19 protein-coding genes are annotated in these 17,601 nt (G+C 65.4%); 10 read left to right on the top strand and 9 right to left on the bottom strand.

Annotation, left to right across the window (positions count from 1 at the left end; genetic code table 11):
* Positions 1-4 precede the first annotated feature (4 nt).
* The 9 genes from ET21_RS0108855 to ET21_RS0108815 are packed head-to-tail and all read left to right on the top strand — an operon-like array spanning position 5 to position 8,614.
* Positions 5-910, top strand: coding sequence for an SDR family oxidoreductase (locus tag ET21_RS0108855; protein WP_021236676.1), 906 nt, complete (start codon positions 5-7; stop codon positions 908-910).
* Positions 910-1,989 (top strand): acyl-CoA dehydrogenase family protein, encoded by a 1,080-nt coding sequence (locus ET21_RS0108850; protein WP_030539387.1) that lies wholly within the window; start codon positions 910-912, stop codon positions 1,987-1,989. The genes ET21_RS0108855 and ET21_RS0108850 overlap by 1 nt, the downstream gene beginning before the upstream one ends.
* Positions 1,986-2,777, top strand: a complete 792-nt coding sequence (locus ET21_RS0108845) for an SDR family oxidoreductase (RefSeq protein ID WP_021236674.1) — start codon at positions 1,986-1,988, stop codon at positions 2,775-2,777. Before ET21_RS0108850 ends, ET21_RS0108845 begins: the two co-directional genes overlap by 4 nt.
* Before the next feature lie 4 nt (positions 2,778-2,781).
* A complete protein-coding gene (locus tag ET21_RS0108840; protein WP_021236673.1) occupies positions 2,782-3,246 on the top strand; it encodes a MaoC family dehydratase in 465 nt (154 codons plus the stop codon).
* A gap of 6 nt (positions 3,247-3,252) precedes the next feature.
* Positions 3,253-3,696, top strand: coding sequence for a nuclear transport factor 2 family protein (locus ET21_RS0108835; RefSeq protein ID WP_021236672.1), 444 nt, complete (start codon positions 3,253-3,255; stop codon positions 3,694-3,696).
* Between the two features lie 17 nt (positions 3,697-3,713).
* Positions 3,714-4,916 carry an acetyl-CoA C-acyltransferase gene (locus ET21_RS0108830; protein WP_030539385.1) on the top strand — a complete coding sequence of 401 codons (1,203 nt, stop codon included), beginning with the start codon at positions 3,714-3,716 and terminating at the stop codon, positions 4,914-4,916.
* Positions 4,917-4,919: 3 nt separating this feature from the next.
* Positions 4,920-6,095, top strand: coding sequence for an acyl-CoA dehydrogenase family protein (locus ET21_RS0108825; protein ID WP_021236670.1), 1,176 nt, complete (start codon positions 4,920-4,922; stop codon positions 6,093-6,095).
* Positions 6,096-6,103: 8 nt separating this feature from the next.
* Positions 6,104-7,648 (top strand): FadD3 family acyl-CoA ligase, encoded by a 1,545-nt coding sequence (locus ET21_RS0108820; RefSeq protein ID WP_081856646.1) that lies wholly within the window; start codon positions 6,104-6,106, stop codon positions 7,646-7,648.
* 18 nt (positions 7,649-7,666) lie between these two features.
* Positions 7,667-8,614, top strand: coding sequence for an alpha/beta hydrolase (locus ET21_RS0108815; protein WP_030539383.1), 948 nt, complete (start codon positions 7,667-7,669; stop codon positions 8,612-8,614).
* A 207-nt stretch (positions 8,615-8,821) separates the two neighbouring features.
* On the opposite strand, the gene ET21_RS0108810 is transcribed toward ET21_RS0108815, so the two are convergent.
* The 3 genes from ET21_RS0108810 to ET21_RS0108800 form a co-directional block, all read right to left on the bottom strand.
* Complete coding sequence (locus ET21_RS0108810) at positions 8,822-9,343, bottom strand: hypothetical protein (protein ID WP_021236667.1); 522 nt, start codon at positions 9,341-9,343, stop codon at positions 8,822-8,824.
* Positions 9,344-9,489: 146 nt separating this feature from the next.
* The gene (locus tag ET21_RS0108805; RefSeq protein ID WP_030539381.1) at positions 9,490-10,794 is read right to left on the bottom strand and encodes an MFS transporter; all 1,305 of its coding nucleotides are present in this window, start codon (positions 10,792-10,794) and stop codon (positions 9,490-9,492) included.
* Positions 10,795-10,982: 188 nt separating this feature from the next.
* Positions 10,983-12,074: a DUF1214 domain-containing protein gene (locus ET21_RS0108800; RefSeq protein ID WP_030539380.1), complete on the bottom strand. Its 1,092-nt coding sequence runs from the start codon at positions 12,072-12,074 to the stop codon at positions 10,983-10,985.
* A 97-nt stretch (positions 12,075-12,171) separates the two neighbouring features.
* Here ET21_RS0108800 and ET21_RS0108795 point away from each other — a divergent pair, with 97 nt between their 5' ends.
* The gene (locus ET21_RS0108795; RefSeq protein WP_030539379.1) at positions 12,172-12,576 is read left to right on the top strand and encodes a VOC family protein; all 405 of its coding nucleotides are present in this window, start codon (positions 12,172-12,174) and stop codon (positions 12,574-12,576) included.
* Here ET21_RS0108795 and ET21_RS25725 read toward each other — a convergent pair whose 3' ends face one another.
* From ET21_RS25725 to ET21_RS0108765, 6 genes are all read right to left on the bottom strand, one after another.
* The gene (locus ET21_RS25725; protein ID WP_037470581.1) at positions 12,577-13,650 is read right to left on the bottom strand and encodes an alcohol dehydrogenase catalytic domain-containing protein; all 1,074 of its coding nucleotides are present in this window, start codon (positions 13,648-13,650) and stop codon (positions 12,577-12,579) included.
* On the bottom strand, positions 13,647-14,162 hold the full coding sequence (locus ET21_RS0108785) for a nuclear transport factor 2 family protein (protein ID WP_030539377.1): 516 nt from the start codon (positions 14,160-14,162) through the stop codon (positions 13,647-13,649). The genes ET21_RS25725 and ET21_RS0108785 overlap by 4 nt, the downstream gene beginning before the upstream one ends.
* A 46-nt stretch (positions 14,163-14,208) precedes the next feature.
* Complete coding sequence (locus tag ET21_RS0108780; protein ID WP_021236661.1) at positions 14,209-14,964, bottom strand: SDR family NAD(P)-dependent oxidoreductase; 756 nt, start codon at positions 14,962-14,964, stop codon at positions 14,209-14,211.
* 19 nt (positions 14,965-14,983) lie between these two features.
* Positions 14,984-15,781, bottom strand: a complete 798-nt coding sequence (locus ET21_RS0108775) for an SDR family NAD(P)-dependent oxidoreductase (RefSeq protein WP_021236660.1) — start codon at positions 15,779-15,781, stop codon at positions 14,984-14,986.
* Positions 15,782-15,786: 5 nt separating this feature from the next.
* A complete protein-coding gene (locus ET21_RS0108770) occupies positions 15,787-16,578 on the bottom strand; it encodes an SDR family NAD(P)-dependent oxidoreductase (protein WP_021236659.1) in 792 nt (263 codons plus the stop codon).
* Between the two features lie 28 nt (positions 16,579-16,606).
* Positions 16,607-17,601, bottom strand: a 995-nt coding sequence (locus ET21_RS0108765; RefSeq protein ID WP_030539376.1) for an alkene reductase, incomplete at its 5' end; no start/stop codon positions are given.

The raw sequence follows: 17,601 nt of genomic DNA, 5'->3' as shown, positions 1-17,601 counted from the left end.
ACAAGTGGGTATCTGCGAAGGACGTGTTGCGATCGTGACCGGGGCGGGCAATGGCCTGGGCAAGGCCTATGCGCTGGGTCTGGCGGCGGAAGGCTGCAAGGTCGTGGTCAACGATCTAGGCGTCGGCACCCATGGCGAGGCGGGCGAGACCAAGGGCGCTGCCGAACAGGTGGTGGACGAAATCCGCGCCATGGGCGGAGAAGCCGTCGCCAATACCGACGACGTTGCCGAATGGGAATCGGGCAAGCGCATGGTCGAACAGGCGCTCGACAGCTTCGGCGCGCTCCATGCCGTGGTCAATAATGCCGGTTTCGTGCGCGATCGCATGTTCTTCACCTGCTCGCCGGAAGAATGGGATGCGGTGATCCGCGTCCACCTGCGCGGCCATTTCTGCACGAGCCGCCACGCCGCCGAATATTGGCGCGCGCAGAGCAAGGCGGGCAACCCGGTCGATGCGCGCATCATCAACACGACGAGCGGCGCGGGCTTGCAGGGCTCCGTCGGCCAGTCGGCCTATTCGACGGCCAAGGGCGGCATCGCCACGCTGACGCTGGTGCAGGCGGCCGAGCTGGGCCGTCTGGGCGTCACCGCCAACGCGCTCGCCCCCAACGCTCGCACCCGTATGACGTCGACCGGCGCGTTCGACATGGACGCGAAGGAAGGCGAATTCGACGTCTTCGCGCCGGAGAACATGGCGCCGCTGGTCGCCTATCTGGTGTCGGAACAGTCGAAGGGCGTGACGGGGCAGGTGTTCGAACTCAAGGGCGGGCATGTGTTCCTGTCGCAGGGGTGGACCGACAGCAAGGGCTTTGACAAGGGCGCGCGGCTGGAAGCGAGCGAGATGGACGCGATCGTGCGCAAGCTGATCGAAACCCGCGAGCCCGCCAAGCCGGTCTACGGAGCCGCCTGATGGACTTCGCGCTCAGCGACGACCAGCGCGCGATCCAGGAAGCCGCGCGCGACTTCCTGACCGACGCGGCCAACCCGGACGTGATCCGCGCCGCCGTGGAAGGCGCCACCGGCTTTGACGAAGGCCTGTGGAGCAGCCTTGCGGGCGAGATGGGCTTTGCCGGGCTGATGGTGCCGGAGGAATTTGGCGGTTTGGGGCTGGGCGCTGTGGAAATGGCGCTGGTGCTGGAGGAAACGGGCCGCGTGCTTGCGCCCGTGCCCTTCTTCGAAACCGCCGTGCTCGCCGTGCAGGCGGTGCTGGGCGCGGGGAGCGAGGCGCAGAAGGCGGACCTCCTGCCCCGCCTCGCTTCGGGCACGAAGGCGAGCTTCGCCGGGACCGCGAGCCGTCCAGCGCTCGCCAATGGCCGCCTGACGGGCACGGCGGATTTCGCCACTTTCGCCCATGTCGCCGACCTGATCATCGTCGCCACGGCCGATGACAGCCTGGTCGTGCTGGAGGCGGGAACCCCCGGCCTTGCCATTGAGGCGCTGCCCTCGCTCGACCGGCTTCGGCGCTTCGCCAGGCTGAGCTTCGATTGCGAGGTGACCCCGGACATGGTGCTGGGCGAGCCGGGCGGCGCGAAGGCGGCGATCGAACGCACGCTCACCATCGGCGCGGGCCTGCTCGCCGCCGAACAGACCGGCGGGATGCAGTATAGCCTCGACGCCACGGTCGATTATTCGAAGCAGCGCGTCCAGTTCGGACGGCTGATCGGATCGTTCCAGGCCTATAAGCATATGCTGGCCGACATGATGCTGCTCGTCGAAGCATCGCGGTCCGCAGCCTATTATGCCGCCGCCGCCATCGACGAGGACGGCGAGGAAGTGGCCGAAGCCTGCCATACCGCGCGCGCCTATGTCTCGGACGCCTATCGTTCGGTCACGGGCGACGCGATCCAGCTGCATGGCGGCATCGGCTTCACCTGGGAACATCACGCCCATCTCTATTTCAAGCGGGCCCGCGCAGCCGCCAGCTGGCTCGGCACGCCCGACCAGCATCGCGAAGCACTCGCCCGGATCATCATGAAGGACGCCGCATGACCCCGACCTCTCCCGTGCCCCCCTACCCCACCCCGCTTGGCCTGCTGAAGGGCAAGACCGTGGTGGTGACCGCGGCTGCCGGCACCGGCATCGGCTTTTCCGCCGCCAAGCGCGCCGCGGAAGAAGGCGCGAAGCTGCTGATCAGCGATTTCCACGAACGCCGCCTGGGCGAAGCAGCCGACCGCATCGCCGATGAAGTCGGTTGCGAGCGCCCTGCCACCTTCGTATGCGACGTCACCAGCGAGGAAGCGGTGCAGGGCCTGCGCGACGCGTCGCTCGCTGCGCTGGGCAAGGTCGACGTGCTGATCAACAATGCGGGTCTGGGCGGCGAGGTCGACATTGTCGACATGACGGACGAGCAGTGGAGCCGCGTTCTGGACGTGACGCTCACTTCCCTGTTCCGCATGACGCGCGCTTTCCTGCCGTCCATGTATGCCAACAAGTCGGGCGTCATGGTCAACAATGCGTCGGTGCTCGGCTGGCGCGCGCAGAAGGGGCAGGCCCATTATGCGGCGGCCAAGGCGGGCGTCATGGCCTTCACCCGCTGCGCCGCGATCGAGGCGGCCGAACATGGCGTGCGCATCAACGCGGTGTCGCCCAGCCTTGCCATGCACCCCTTCCTGGCCAAGGTGACGACGCAGGAGGCGCTGGAAAAGCTGGTCGAGAAGGAAGCGTTCAAGCGGCCCGCCGAAGTGTGGGAAATCGCCAACGTCATGATGTTCCTGGCGAGTGATCTGTCATCCTACATGACCGGCGAGATCGTCGCGGTCTCCAGCCAGCGGGCCTGACGCGATGGCCGTGATCTTCGAAAATCCGCGCGACCTGCTGGGCAAGGAAGGGACGAAGCTCGACACGTCGGACTGGCTGACGATCGAGCAGGACCGGATCGACGCCTTTGCCGAATGCACGGGCGATCATCAGTGGATTCATGTCGATCCTGTGCGTGCCAAGGACGGTCCGTTCGGCGCGACGATCGCCCATGGCTATCTGACGCTGAGCCTCGTCAACCTGTTCATGCCGCAGATCGTCGAGGTCCGCCGCTTCTCCGCTGGCGTCAACGTGGGGATGGACAAGACCCGCTTCCTCAATCCCGTGGTCGTCGGCTCGCGCATTCGCGGGAGCGGCGAGATCGTGTCGGTCGAGGAAGTGAAGGGCGGCGCCATCCAGGCCGTGATCCGCGTCACCGTGGAGATCGAAGGCAAGGACAAGCCCGCCTGCGTCGTGGACACGATCAACCGCTATTTCCCGGAAAGCTGAAAACCCATGACCGGGCGCATCCTGACCGCCATCGCTGCAACCGCCCTTATCCCTGCCCAAGCCGGAGCAAAGACCATGCCTGATCCCGTCAAGATGGAAGCCGCCGTCCACGCCTATGTCGCTGCGTTCGAGGCCGGTAGCGCCGACCAGGTCGCCGCCCTATATGCACAGGATGCAACCGTTGAAGACCCGATCGGCAGCCCGATCCACAAGGGGCGCGAGGCCGTCCGCGCCTTTTACGCCGAATCCATGAAGACCGGCGCGAAGCTCAAGCTGGAAGGGCCGGTGCGCATCGCGGGCGACTATGCGGTCTTCCCCTTTTCGGTGAACCTGAACTTTGACGGCGGGGCCAAGCGGATCGACGTGATCGACACGTTCCGCTTCAACGAGGCCAATGAAGTGGTGGAAATGCGCGCCTTCTGGGGCCCCAACAACATGCACGGCTTTTAATCTAAGGACATTCTTTCATGCGTGAAGCAGCCATCATCTCGACCGCGCGCACCGGCGTCGGCAAAGCCTATCGCGGCGCGTTCAACGACACCGAAGCGCCGGTCATGTCCTGCCATGTGGTGGATGCCGCCATCGCCCGCGCGGGCATCGACCCGGCGCGGGTGGACGACGTCTATCTGGGCGTCGCCAACCAGTGGAATACGCAGAGCTACAATGTCGGCCGCCTGACCGTCCACGGTTCGGTCCTGCCGGACACGACTGCGGGCTTTTCGATGGACCGCAAATGCTCGTCCGGCCTCAACGCGCTCGCCTTCGCCGCGCGCGGCATCATCGCCAACGAGATCGACTGCGCCGTTTCGGGCGGGGTGGAGAATGTGTCGCTGACCATCGACAAGCATTATCCTTCCTTCCGCAACCGTTCCGAATTCATCAAGGCGCGCGATCCCAATGCCTATATGGTGATGATCGAGACGGCCGAGATCGTCGCCGAGCGCTACGGCATCAGCCGCGAGGATCAGGACCGCTTCGCCGCGCAGAGCCAGCAGCGCGCCGCCGCCGCCCAGGAGGCGGGCCGCTTCGATGACGAGATCGTGCCGATCACCGTCACCAAGGCGCTGTTCGACAAGGAAGGCAATGAGACCGGCAAGGAAGAGATCACGCTGACGAAGGATGAGGGCATCCGCGCCGGCACGACCTATGAAAAGCTGTCCGAGCTCAAGCCCGTGTTCAAGAACGGGTCGGTCATCAAGGAAGGCAAGCATGTGACGGCGGGCAATGCCAGCCAGCTTTCGGACGGCGCGTCGGCGCAGGTCGTCATGGACCTGGCCACCGCGCAGAAGGAAGGGCTGCCGGTGCTGGGCATCTATCGCGGTTTCCAGGTCGCGGGCTGCGGCGCTGACGAAATGGGCATCGGCCCGGTCTTCGCCATCCCCAAGCTGCTGGAGCGCACGGGCCTGAAGATCGACGACATCGGCCTTTGGGAAATCAACGAAGCCTTCGCCAACCAGGCGATCTATTGCCAGCGCACGCTGGGCATCGATCCTGAAAAGCTGAACGTCAATGGCGGCGGCATCGCCATCGGCCACCCCTTCGCCATGACCGGCAGCCGCCTGGTCGGCCATGCCCTGATCGAAGGCAAGCGCCGGGGCGTCAAATATGTCGTGGTTTCCATGTGCGTCGCGGGCGGCATGGGCGCCGCCGGTCTGTTCGAGGTCGCCTGATCCATGCAGCTTGCCTTCGCCCCTGAACTGAAAGCCTTTCGTGAAGAGGCCGCAGAGTGGCTCAACGCCCAGCTCTCCGGCCCCTTCAAGGCGATCCGTGGCCAGACCAACCAGGTCGACAATGTCGATCAGCGCCGCGCGTGGGAAGCGGCGCTGGGCGAGGCGCGCTGGAGCGTCATCGGCTGGCCCACGCAATGGGGCGGCCGCGATGCCTCGATCGCGCAGCAGATCATCTTCGCGGAGGAATATGCCCGCGCGAAGGGGCCTCCGCGCGTCGGGCATCTGGGCGTCGAGCTGCTTGGCCCGACGCTGATCGCGATGGGCAGCGAGGAGCAGAAGGCGCGCTTCCTGCCCGATATCGCATCGGGCAAGTCGATCTGGTGCCAGGGATATTCCGAACCGGGCGCGGGGTCCGACCTTGCCAACGTCAAGACCAAGGCGCGGCTTGAAGGCGACACATATATCATCGACGGGCAGAAGATCTGGACGTCTATGGGCACGATCGCCGACTGGTGTTTCGTGGTCGCGCGGACCGAGCCGGGCAGCATCGGCAACAAGGGCCTGTCCTTCCTGATGGTGCCGATGGACCAGCCGGGCGTCGACCCCCGCCCCATCCGCCAGATGACGGGCGAAGCGGAGTTCGCCGAAGTCTTCTTCGACGGCGCGGAGGCTCTGGCAGCCGACCGGATCGGCGCGGAAGGCGACGGCTGGAAGGTGGCGATGGCGCTGCTCGGCTTCGAGCGGGGCGTGTCGACGCTGGCGCAGCAGATGCACTTCAAGATCGAGCTGGACGAAATCATCGCCATCGCCAAGCGCAACGGCAAGGCGGACGATCCAGTCATTCGCCAGAAGATCGCCCATGCCTATGCGGGGCTCAAGATCATGCGCTATAACGGGCTGCGCATGCTGTCCGATGGTGAAGGCGGGGCGGAGCTTTCCGGCGCGGCCTATACCTACAAGCTCTACTGGTCGCGCTGGCACCGGGACCTGGGCGAACTGGCCATGGACGTGATGGGTCAGGACGGCGAGATCGGCGCGAACGAGGAACGGTTCGACGGGCTGACCAATATGTATCTGATGAGCCGGTCCGACACCATCTATGCGGGAACCGACCAGATCCAGAGGAACATCATTTCGGAACGCGGGCTTGGCCTTCCACGGGAACCGCGCGGAAAATGAAGGAGCCGATGGGGACATGGCCTGAAACGATCCCCGCGGCGGCAAAGGCTGCGGCAGAGCGATGGCCTGACCGCATCGGCCTGATCGAAGGGGAGGAACGCTGGACCTACGCGCAGCTTTGGGCCGATGCGCGGGCCTGCGCTTCGGCGATGCTGGCGCGGGGCGTTGGGAATGGCGACCGGATCGGCATCTGGGCACCCAACTGCCGCGCCTGGATCATCACGGCGCTGGGGGCGCATATTGCGGGCGCCGCGATCGTGCCCATGAACACGCGCTTCAAGGGGCAGGAAGCGGCCGACATATTGCGCCGCAGCCATGCGAAGCTGCTGTTCACGCCGAAGGAATTTCTGGGCACCGATTATCAGGCGCTGCTGGCGGGAGAGGAACTGCCCGATCTGCGGGAACTGATCCATATCGACAGCGGCTTCAACGCCTTTGTGGCGCGGGGCAAGGGCGCTGACGATCCGGCGGTGGATGAAGCGCTGGCGCGGCTGTCGGGCGACGATGTAAGCGACATCATCTTCACATCGGGCACGACCGGCCGCCCCAAGGGCGTGCTGACGACGCACCGTCAGGTCGTGCAGACCTTTGGCGACTGGGCGGTGCGGGTGGACCTGCGCGAGGGCGACAATCACCTGATCGTCAATCCCTTTTTCCACGCCTTCGGTTACAAGGCCGGGTGGGTGGCGTGCCTGATCCGGGGCGCGACGATCATTCCCATGGCCGTGTTCGACGGCGCGGAGATGATCCGCCAGATCGAGGTCAACCGGGTGAACTTCCTTCCCGGCCCGCCGACCATCTATGTCACGCTGCTGCATGAGCTGGCGATCAATCCGGCCCATGACTTTTCGTCCCTGCGCGGCGCCCCTACCGGCGCGGCGCCGGTCGCCCCGGCGCTGGTCGAACGGATGCGCAATGAACTGGGCATCACCAATGTCGTCAACGGTTATGGCATGACCGAATGCGGCGTCATCTCCATGACGCGGCAGGGCGACGATGCGGAAACCATCGCCTATACCTGCGGCTATCCGATGCCGGGCATGGAAGTACGCTGCATCGATGAGGATGGGCGCGACATGCCGCCGGGGCAGGCGGGCGAATTCTGGGTGCGCGGCCCTTCGGTAATGAAGGGCTATCTGGACGATCCGCAGGCGACGGCCGAAGCGATTGATGCCGATGGCTGGCTGCACACGGGCGACATCGGCACGATCGACGCGCGCGGCTATCTGGCCATTACCGACCGGAAGAAGGATATGTTCATTTCCGGCGGCTTCAACTGCTATCCGGCCGAGATCGAAAAGCTGCTGGCGGCGCATCCGGCGATCGAGTCGGTGGCGGTGATCGGAATACCCGACGATCGCATGGGAGAGGTCGGCAAGGCCTTCGTGGTGCTGCGGCCGGGAAGCGAGGCGGACGAGGCGGGAATCATCCGCTGGGCGCGTGAGAATATGGCGAATTACAAGGTGCCGCGAAAAGTGGCGCTGGTCGATGCGCTGCCCCGTAATGCGGGCGGCAAGGTGCTGCGCGATGCGCTGCGCGAACTGGAAGCTTGAGACGAAGGAGACGTAAGGATGCCGATCGACCCCCAGATCGAAGCGATGTTCGCAGGGCAGCCCGAATGGCCGCCGATCCGCAGCCAGCCGGTGGAGGAACTGCGCCAGGCGGTGCGCGCTTCGTCCACCATGCTGCCTCCGCCGCCGGTGACGCTGGCGTCGGTGGCCGACCGCACTATCCCGGGGCCTGCCGGTGACGTGCCGGTGCGCATCTACACGCCCGAAGGCAGCGGCCCCTTCCCTGTCACCTGCTATTTCCATGGCGGCGGATTCGTGGTGGGCGACCTGGACACGCAGGACATGATCGCGCGCGGCCTGGCCGCAGGCGCGGAGACCATCGTCATTTCGGTCGATTACCGCCTGGCGCCGGAGCATAAATTCCCCGCCGCGCCGGAAGATTGCTGGGCTGCGGTCAAGTGGGCGGCCGCCAACGCCGCCTCGATCAACGGCGACGCTGCGCGGCTGGCGGTGGCGGGCGACAGCGCGGGCGGCGTGCTGGCCAACGGCATGGCGATCCAGGCGCGGGACGAGGGCGGCCCCCGCATCGCCGCGGTCGTCAACTGGTATGGGCCGGGGGTGCATCCCCTGCCCGAAGGCGGCTCCATGAAGGAGTTCGAACATGGTCCCGTGCTGCGCGCGGACGATGTGCGCTACTTCCATGAGCTTTACATCGAAAGCCCGGAGCAGGACGAGGATTATCGCGCCAGCGCGGTCAAGGCAAAGAGTCACAAGGGCCTGCCCCCGCACTTCATCGCCACTGCCGAAAATGACCCTGCCCGCGATGCGGCGGAAATGTATGGCCCGGTGCTGAAGGAAGCTGGCGTCGAGGTCGAGGTGAAGCGTTATCCGGGCATGATCCACGGTTTCGTGTCATGGGTGGCGTTCCTGCCCGGCGCGCAGGAGGCGATGGCGGACGCCTGTACATTTCTGAAGCGCCAGTTCGCGGCGGTGAACCAGACTGCCTAGAGTTTGGCCTGCCCGGGTTGGAACGTGGCCTGCTCCAGCGGGACAGGCGGCTGATGTGAGATAGTCCAAGCTCGAAACCGGGTTCCTGCCGATGCAGGAACACGGTCATTCTGGGCAGGCTCTTAATGTCGGCGGCGCGACAAGAAGGGGACTTGAGTTGTGATCTCAAGCCCCCTTCTTCGCGGCAGCGTTCCGTTTCGGCTGTGATCAATAGGCCGTGCTGCGCGCCTGCGTCGAATTATGGCCGCCATTGCGGTACAGCACCTCCCGCACGCGGGCGCTGTCGATGCCGGCATCGGCAACGGTGACGAGCACGCCGCCATCCTTGAGCCTGCTGTCATAATATTGGGCGTCTTCCTCGCTGACGCCATGTTTCGTCAGCACTTCGTTGAGGCTGCCGCCGATCGCGCCGAGCACCGCGCCGATGCCAACCGCTTCGGGCACGGCGGAAGCGGCGATCGCTCCGGCCGCGGCAAGCGGACCCACGCCCGGAATGGCGAGCGCCGCCACGCCCAGACCAGCACCCAGAGCGCCGCCGCCCAATATGCCGCGCAGGACGTTGCGGTGATGTTCGTCGGTAATCTCTCCTTCGCCGTCGCGCGTCGTGGTGGTGCCGCCATGATGCGCGATGACGGACAGGTCACTATCGCTGACGCCTAGCGTCCGAAGTTCGCTGACGGCACGCTCCGCCTCTGCGTGGCTGTCGAAAAGGGCTGATGCCTGCGTCATTGTCTATCCTCTTGCCAGGGCCGCCCGGTTGCAGCCCGGCAGGAGAACGACAGGGGCGGCGCGGCTGTTCCTGCCCGCCGCGCAGCATATGCTAATGCAGGTCAATGATCCGCCCGCGCTTACGACAGCCCGCTGGAAAGAGGCGGTCAGTCGATGGCGCGCAGATCAGCGCCCCTGGTTTCGGGCGCGGCGATCACGGCGGCGAGGGTGATGAGGAGGCTGCCGACCACATAGGCCGCCACCGCGCCGGTGCCGCCGCTCAGCTTGTAGAGCGACAGAGCGATGATGGGCGCGAGCGAACCCGCGAAGATGGACGTCGCCTGATAGGCGATGCTGGCCCCCGAATAGCGCAGGCGCGTCGGGAAAAGCTCCGTGATCATGGCTCCCTGCGGCGCATACATGGCGCCATGCGCGACCATGGCGACCGTGACCGCGATGCCGATGCTCCAGCCATCACCAGCGTCCAGCATGCCGAAGAAGATGAGGAACCAGGCCGCTACGCCCAGCGCTCCCGCGCCATAGACCCAGCGCCGCCCGATCCGGTCCGAGAGGGCCGCAAGGAAGGGCATGGAAAGGCATTCGATCGCCGAGCCGATCAGCACCGCGTTCAACGCCAGCGAGCGGTCGCCGCCGCGAATTTCGGTGAGATAGGTGATGGAGAAGGTCGCGACGACATAATAGCAGATATTCTCGCCGAAGCGCAGGCCGCCGCCGGTCAGCAGGGCGCGGCCCTTTCGCCGGATGACCTCTATCGCTGGGAAGCGGACCAGCCCGTCCTTCGCGGCTTCCTGCACGAACACAGCGCTTTCGGACACGGCGCGCCGCAGCCAGTAGCCCACCGCCACCAGAATGATGGAGGTGAGGAACGGAATGCGCCAGCCCCAGGCCTGAAAATCGGCTTCGGACAGGAAGGCGGAGGATGCGGCGAACACCGCCGCCGCCAGCAAATTGCCCGCGGGCGCGCCGATCTGGGGCCAGCTGGTCCAGAAGCCCCTTGCCCGCGCGGGCGCGACTTCCGCCACGATCAGTACCGCCCCGCCCCATTCGCCGCCCACGGCAAAGCCCTGTAACAGACGTAGCGCAATCAGCAGCAGCGGGGCCCATATGCCGATCTGGTCATAGGTCGGCAGCAGGCCGATCGCCGTGGTCGACAGTCCCATGACCAGCAGGCTGATCATCAGCAGCGTCTTGCGGCCGATCCGGTCGCCATAATGGCCGAAGATCACGCCGCCCAAAGGCCTGGCGAGGAAACCCAGCGCATAGGTGGAGAAGGCAAGCAGCGTGCCCGTCAGCGGCTCAAAGGAAGGAAAGAACAGCCGGTTGAAAACGAGCGCCGACGCGACGCCATAGATGAAGAAGTCGAACCATTCGATCGTCGTGCCGATCAGGCTGGCCCCCACCACCGTGCGCAATTCGCGCGGGTTTACCGCCGTCTTCGCCTCTGCGGACATCGCTTTCCCCCTGTTCTTCCGTTCCTAGGCCATAATCAGCTATTGGCGGGGTGAACAGAGGGTGCGGGGCGATATCCGGCTTTGCTTGCGGTTTCCGTCAGGTCCGGCTTGCCGTGGCGAGGGGGGGAAAGAGAATCTTCGACTGACTCAGTCCGAACGGATGAGGTGATAAGCCCCGCCCGCCCCGCTCAGAGCTTGACAACGCGCGCTTGCGGAACGGGATGCTCGTCCGCCTCGATCCAGCGCCAGAGCGCCGTGCCGGACCGATGGCCGGACAGGTCGATCCAGTTGCCATAGCCCGGATCGCTGTCAGCGCAGACGACGATGACGCTGCCGTCCTCTTCATATTTCGCCTGCGCGCCGTTCACCCAGACCTTGCGGTTGACGTGATCCATGGATTCCATCCACCAATTGTCGAGCTGGAAGTTCCAGAAGCGGCATTTGGGGGGCTTAGCCTCAATCACCAGCGCCTCACCGGGGGCAAGGTCGTAATAAAGGTGGCCGTACCAGATTTTGGGGTCGCCGCCTGCGCGGTAGAAGACGGACTGGTCCTTGCCCTGATAGATGCGGTTGGGTTCCTGCATGAACCATTCGGACCAGTCGGCGAAGGTATTGGCCGTTCCCCGCACCCATGCGGCCGATCCCTTCAACTGCGCTTCGATGGCCTGCGGAGTCAGGATGGCGGGCAGTTCCGGGCCGTCGCTGATCCGTTCGATATGAACCTCCGCCGCCTCTTCCTTGCTCTTGTCATTGAAGGTCTGGCGGATGATGAGCAGGGTCGTATCGTCTGCCATGGGCAACCAGTTGCCCGGCTTTTCGGTTTTGCTCACGATGATTTCGAAGCTGCCGTCCGGGCCAAGCTCCACATCCGCGAACTCTATCTCGCCAGTGGAGGCCATGGTGCCGTCGATGGCGTAGCGGTTGGCCTTGGAACCGATCGACAGATAGGGAACCGTGTTGCGCTTTCCCCAGATGCGATAGTCACGGTCGCCGCGCACGACCACCTGCTGGTACAGATTGTCGGGATTATCCGCGCCGATCTTGATCGTGTCGTCGGTGAGCAGGAAGATGCGGGGGAAATCGGGATCGGCCGAATCCACCAGCATGTTGAGCGCCGTCCGCGTCAGGCGCGACAGATATCGAAGACCTTCCGCCTGATCGATCGGTGTGCCGGGCGCGCTGGGGCGATCCAATATGTCACCGGCCTGCGCCAGTTGTTCGCAGAAATCCCGCCAGACGGCGGAGAGACGCACGCCGTCCGCCTGCTTGTCCTCTTCCATGCTGGTTCCTTCTTTGCGTATTCGAATGATGCCCTTATCCTACATATATATGGTAGATGGCAAATATTTTCCGCGAAATGCGGAGGGAGGAGAGAATATGACGAACATCATGGCGTTCAGCCTGACCAAGATCGAGGTTCAGGACCTGCAAGCGGCGGAGCATTTTTATACCGGGGCGCTGGGGCTGGAGGTGCGCGGCAGGGTCGAGTTCGGCGAGGGCGACCGGCTGATGCACGAATTGATCCTGGGCGTGCCGGGAAGCCGCCCGCCCGCGCCCAGCTTCATCCTGATCAGCTATCCCAACAAAGCCTGCCCCGCGCCGGGCGAGGCGACCGTGGGCTTCATGGTCGAGGACATGGAGGCAGCCATGGACAAGGCCATAGCAGCGGGCGCGACGATCGAGATTCATCCGATCGACGTTCCCGAACATGGCCTGCGGCTCGCCTTTCTGCTCGACCCGCAGGGGCACCGGATCGAGCTGCTGCAACAGTTAAAGGGCTGATCAATCGGCGAGGTTCACCAGCGCCCTTGTGACCTCGCCCGCCTTGAGCGCGGCGATCGCGTCGTTGATGCGATCAAGCGGCCAGATGCCGCTGACCTGATCGGCGATATTCAACCGGCCGTCCCGCGCCTGAGCAATCAGGCCGGGATAGTCGCGGCCGGGCAGCGCGCCGCCGTTCATGGTGGCGATAACCTCCCCACCCGTGACGAATCGGTCCAGCGGCAGGGCGGCCTGAGACCCCGGCCGCGACATGCCGATCAGCACGACACGCCCGCCGCGCTTGACGGAGCGGAGCGCGGTTTCGATCGCGCCGATTGCGCCGCTGCATTCGACCGCTACGTCGATGGGGCCATGCTCGCTCGCCAGCCGCGCTCCAGCCGTATCGCTGTCCATCGCGGGATCGGCCAGCACGAATTCGGCCGCGCCGAACTGCCGCGCGGCGGCTTCCTTCGCTGGGTTCGCGTCGATCGCGATGACATGCGCGCCCAGCTTCGCCGCGCCCTGAATGGCATTGACGCCGATGCCGCCGATGCCGAAGACAAGCACCCTGTCGTCAGGCCGCACCCGCCCCAACACGCGCGAGGCGCAGACGCCGGTGGATACGGCGCATCCGATCAGCGCGCCCTGCTCCATCGGCAGATCATCGATGGCGAACAGTTGCGACGCCTTGACCACGATCTCCTGCGCGAAGGAGGAGACGTTGGCGAAGGAGGCGACGGGTTTGCCGTCCAGGCTGAAGGGGAAGCCAGGCGCGAAGCCCCAATTGATGTCGCAATTATGCGGTTCGCCCCGGCGGCATTCGCGGCATTCGCCGCAAGGGGTCTGCGTTCCAACAGTCACGCGGTCGCCCACCGACCAGCCTTCCACGCCGGGGCCGATTTCGGCGACTTCCCCAGCCGCTTCGTGGCCCAGGACGATGGGAAGCGTGGGAAGATGCGGCGTCATCATCGCCAGGTCGCTGTGGCAGATGCCCGACCGCAGCACGCGCACCCGCACCTCGCCCTCGCCCACGGAGCGCAGCGTCAGGCGATCACTGACGAACAGCGACGCGCCATCCCAGACCGCCGCCTTCATCGGCTCAGCCCCGCGAGCAGGGGGTAAGTAAAGGACGGGTCTTCCCTGCCGGGCCTTCCGTTGGGGGCGTCCTTGCTCATCCGGTCCATAGCCTCCTGATCGACATCCACGACGGAGCCATGGTCGAAGACCAGACTGCGGTAGAGGAATTTCCACGCGCCATCGCGCTTTTCATAGCGGTCGAGATAGCGGCCAAGAACGATGAACAGGCGCGCGTCCGGGGCGGGTGTCCGGTGCCAGGCTTCGACATAATGCTCGCCTTCCGCACGATCCCCGTCGATGACGAACAGGCTGTTGGTGATGCTGTGGCGGGTGAGGTCCCAATGGGCGGTGGCTTCCGGCAACCAGGCGACGAATTCATCCGGGCCGCCCCTGAACATCGTGCCATGGTCGTCGATCGCATCGTCATGATAGAGCGAGCGGACCAGCGCGAAGTCGCGGCGGTCGCAGGCGCGGCAATAGCGCATTACCAAGTCTTGAAGCTCCAGCCGGTCCATCCAGGCCTGTGACATCCTTCTTCTCCTTGTCGTCCCGTAGCAAGCCAATCGCTTTAATGCGTCAGAAGGCCTTCGTCTGCCCGCCATCGACCATCAATGTCTGTCCGGTTATATAAGCGGCCGCGTCACTCGCCAGGAAAGTAGCAGCCGCACCGATATCCCGTTCGCAATCGCCAATGCGGCGAAGCGCGACCTTGTCGATCTGTGCGGCATAATCATCAGGCGCATGTTCGCGCCACATCTGCACGCCGGGAGAGTTGGCGAAAGGGCAGATGACGTTGACGCGAACGCCCTGCGGCCCCCATTCGTTGGCGGCGACCTTCGATATGGCGCGGATCGCTTCCTTGGCGGCGGCATAGGACCCCTGCGTTGGCAGGCCGTCGAACGCCGCGCCACTACCGAAATTGATGACGCACCCCCTGGTTTCGACCAGGTGCGGATAGGCTGCGCGCATCAGGGCGAAGCTTGGCCAGAAGCCGGTGGCGAAGGACAGCTCCATCGCCTCGTCCGTGGTTTCGGCAAGCGGCAACTGGCGTGAGGCCTGCGCCGCATTGACCAGAATATCGAGCTTGCCGAAACGATCGATCGCCGTCGAGACGACGGAGGGGAGCGCGTTGCGATCCGCGAGGTCCGCTGCCAGGAAGACAGCATCGCCGCCAAGCGCCCGCAGCTCCGCCTCTGTCGCCCGGCCCAACTCCACCTCGCGATCGACGATCAGCAGCCTCGCGCCCGCCTTCACGAAAGCCGTCGCCACGCCCTTGGCCACGCCGCGCGCGCCGCCAGTGACGATCGCCACCTTGCCATCCAGTTGCCCCATGCCCGATCCTTTCCCCATGTCAGGAAAAATAGGCGCCGCCGTTCACGGTCACGACGCTGCCCGTCGCGAAGCTGCCGTCGCCGCTGGCGAGAAAGGCGACCGCGCCCGCGATCTCGTCAGGATGAGCCAGCCGCTTCATCAGGCTATCGGCGGCGATCGTCGCCTTCAGTTCGTCGGGCAGGCCAGCATAGATGGGCGTTTCGGTCGCGCCGGGATTGACGGCGTTCACCCGGATGCCGCGCGGCGCAAGTTCGCGCGCCATCGCCCGTGTCATGCCCAGCACCGCCGCCTTGGCCGCGCAATAAGGCACCGGCCCGTCGCCCTTCACCGCCGCCGTCGAGCCGATATTGACGATGGCCCCGCCGGTCCCCTGCTCCGCCATCAGCCGCACCGCCGCGCGGGAGCATTTGAACACGCCGTCCAGCGTCACGGCCATGACGCCCGCCCAGCCTTCGTCCGAGCAGTGGATGGTCTGGTCGGCGAAGACCTGCTCCCCCGCCGCCTGCGCGGCCTGCGCCGCATAATATTGGTCCATGCCGTCGCCTGGCGCGCTGCCGCGCCCGGCATTGTTGACGAGCAGGTCGACGCCGCCGAGCCGCGCCTTCACTTCCGCAAAGGCGGCGTCCACCGACGCGCTGTCGGACACGTCGCAGGCGATACCGGCATGGGGCGACGGCAGCACTGCGCCCGCCGCCTTTGCATCAAGGTCGAGCAGCGCGACGACCGCGCCCTCCGCCGCAAGCCGCCGGGCGATGGCCGCACCGATCCCCTGCGCGCCGCCGGTCACGACCGCACGCTTGTTCTTCAGCCGCTCCATGCCGGTCAATCCTCCACATGCGGGCGCCAGGACACGCCGTTCACCTGCGATCCGCCGCTCGCGAAGATGGTGTTGCCGTTGACATAGCCGCTGCCTTCGCTGGCCAGAAAGACGGCGGCGGGGCCGATATCCCTTTCCGCATCGCCGAAGCGGCCTGCCGGGATCTGTTGCAGGATCGCATCCGCCATTTCCGGATTGGCGGCGAAATAGTCGCTCGCCTGCGGACTGTTGGCGGCGGGGCAGATGATGTTGCAGGTGATGCCGTGCGCCCCCCACTCAACCGCTGCCGTGCGGGTGAGCGCGCGCATCGCTTCCTTGCTGGCATTATAGGCGACGGTGAACATATGGGCGTTCACGCCGTTCAAGGAGCCCATGTTGATGATCCGGCCATAGCCTTGCGCCTTCATGATCGGGAAGGCAGCCTTCATCGCCCAGAAGACCGCATAATAGTTAAGGGCGAAGGAGCCCATCATATCTTCGTCGCTATGCTGTTCAACGCGCTTGGGAAAGCTGGCCCCGGCATTGTTCACCAATATGTCGAGCTGGCCGAAGCGATCCTGCGTCGCCCTGACCATCGCCTCCACCTGCGCGGATTGGGTCACGTCGGTCCTGATGAAGAAGGCGTCGACCCCGTGCACGTCGCGCAGATGGCGCGCTTCTTCCTCGCCCTGTCCGGCGTTGCGCTGGGCGATGGCGACACGTGCGCCAGCCGCCGCAAGGGCGCGGGCGACGCCCTGCCCCACGCCCTGCCCGCCGCCCGTGACGAGCGCGGCGCGTCCTTCCAACAGCCTGAGCATGCTCTCTCTCCTGAAAATCGTCTTCTTGTCAGGCGCTATGCGCCGGATAGTCGGTATAGCCCCGGCGGTCGTCGCCCATGCCGGTGTAGAAATATTCGCGCGCGGCCTTGGCCAGCGGCGCGCCGGACCGGAAGCGCTCTGCCAGGTCGGGATTGGCGATGTAGAGATAGCCGAAGGAGACGGCCTGCGCCTTGCCCTCCGCCAGAACCGCCTTCGCCTTGTCCAGCGTCAGGCCCGCATTTTCGATGACCGCGCCGCTCCAGTTGGCATTGACGAGGTCCAGCGCGTCCTGCCCTTCCAAGGGAATGTGGATGAGGTGGCAGTAGGCAAGGCCCATCCCGTCCACCGCCTTGAGCAGCGCGGCGTAGGTTTCGTGCGGGTCGGCATCGTTCATGCCGTTGAAGCGGACGCCGGGGCAGATGCGAAAGCCGACGCGGCCGGGGCCAACGGCTTCGGCCAGCGCCTGGAGCGTTTCCACCACGAAGCGGATGCGGTTTTCGACAGGTCCGCCATAACGGTCCGTCCGCTGATTGCTGTTGGTCGACAGGAATTGCATGGGCAGGTAGCCGCTGGCGCAATGCAGCTCCACCCCGTCCATTCCCGCAGCGATGGCGTTGCGCGCGGCGGCGGCATATTCGGCGATGACGGCGGGGATTTCATCCGTTTCCAGCGCGCGCGGCATCGCGGTTTCGACCGGCACGCCATCGGGACCCGGTATCTTGTCGGGACAGGGGATGGCGGACGGTGCGACGGTTTCAGCGCCGGGGTCCTTGTTCGCCTGAACGGCGGCGCGTCCGACATGCATGAGTTGCATGACGATCCTGCCGCCCGCCCCGTGCACCGCGTCCGCCACCTTGCGCCAGCCCGCGACCTGATCGGCGCTGTGGATGCCGGGGGTGCGCCAATAGCCCTTGCCCGTGGGCGAAGGCTGGGTGCCCTCGGTCACGATCAGGCCCGCGCTCGCCCGCTGGCGATAATAGATCCTATGCAGGCCGGATCGGCTATGCCGTTGTTCCGTCAGAC

The organism is Sphingobium sp. DC-2 (assembly GCF_000722555.1).
In the GTDB taxonomy this organism is placed as follows: domain Bacteria; phylum Pseudomonadota; class Alphaproteobacteria; order Sphingomonadales; family Sphingomonadaceae; genus Sphingobium; species Sphingobium quisquiliarum.
This window is presented reverse-complemented; position numbering and strand designations above follow the sequence as displayed.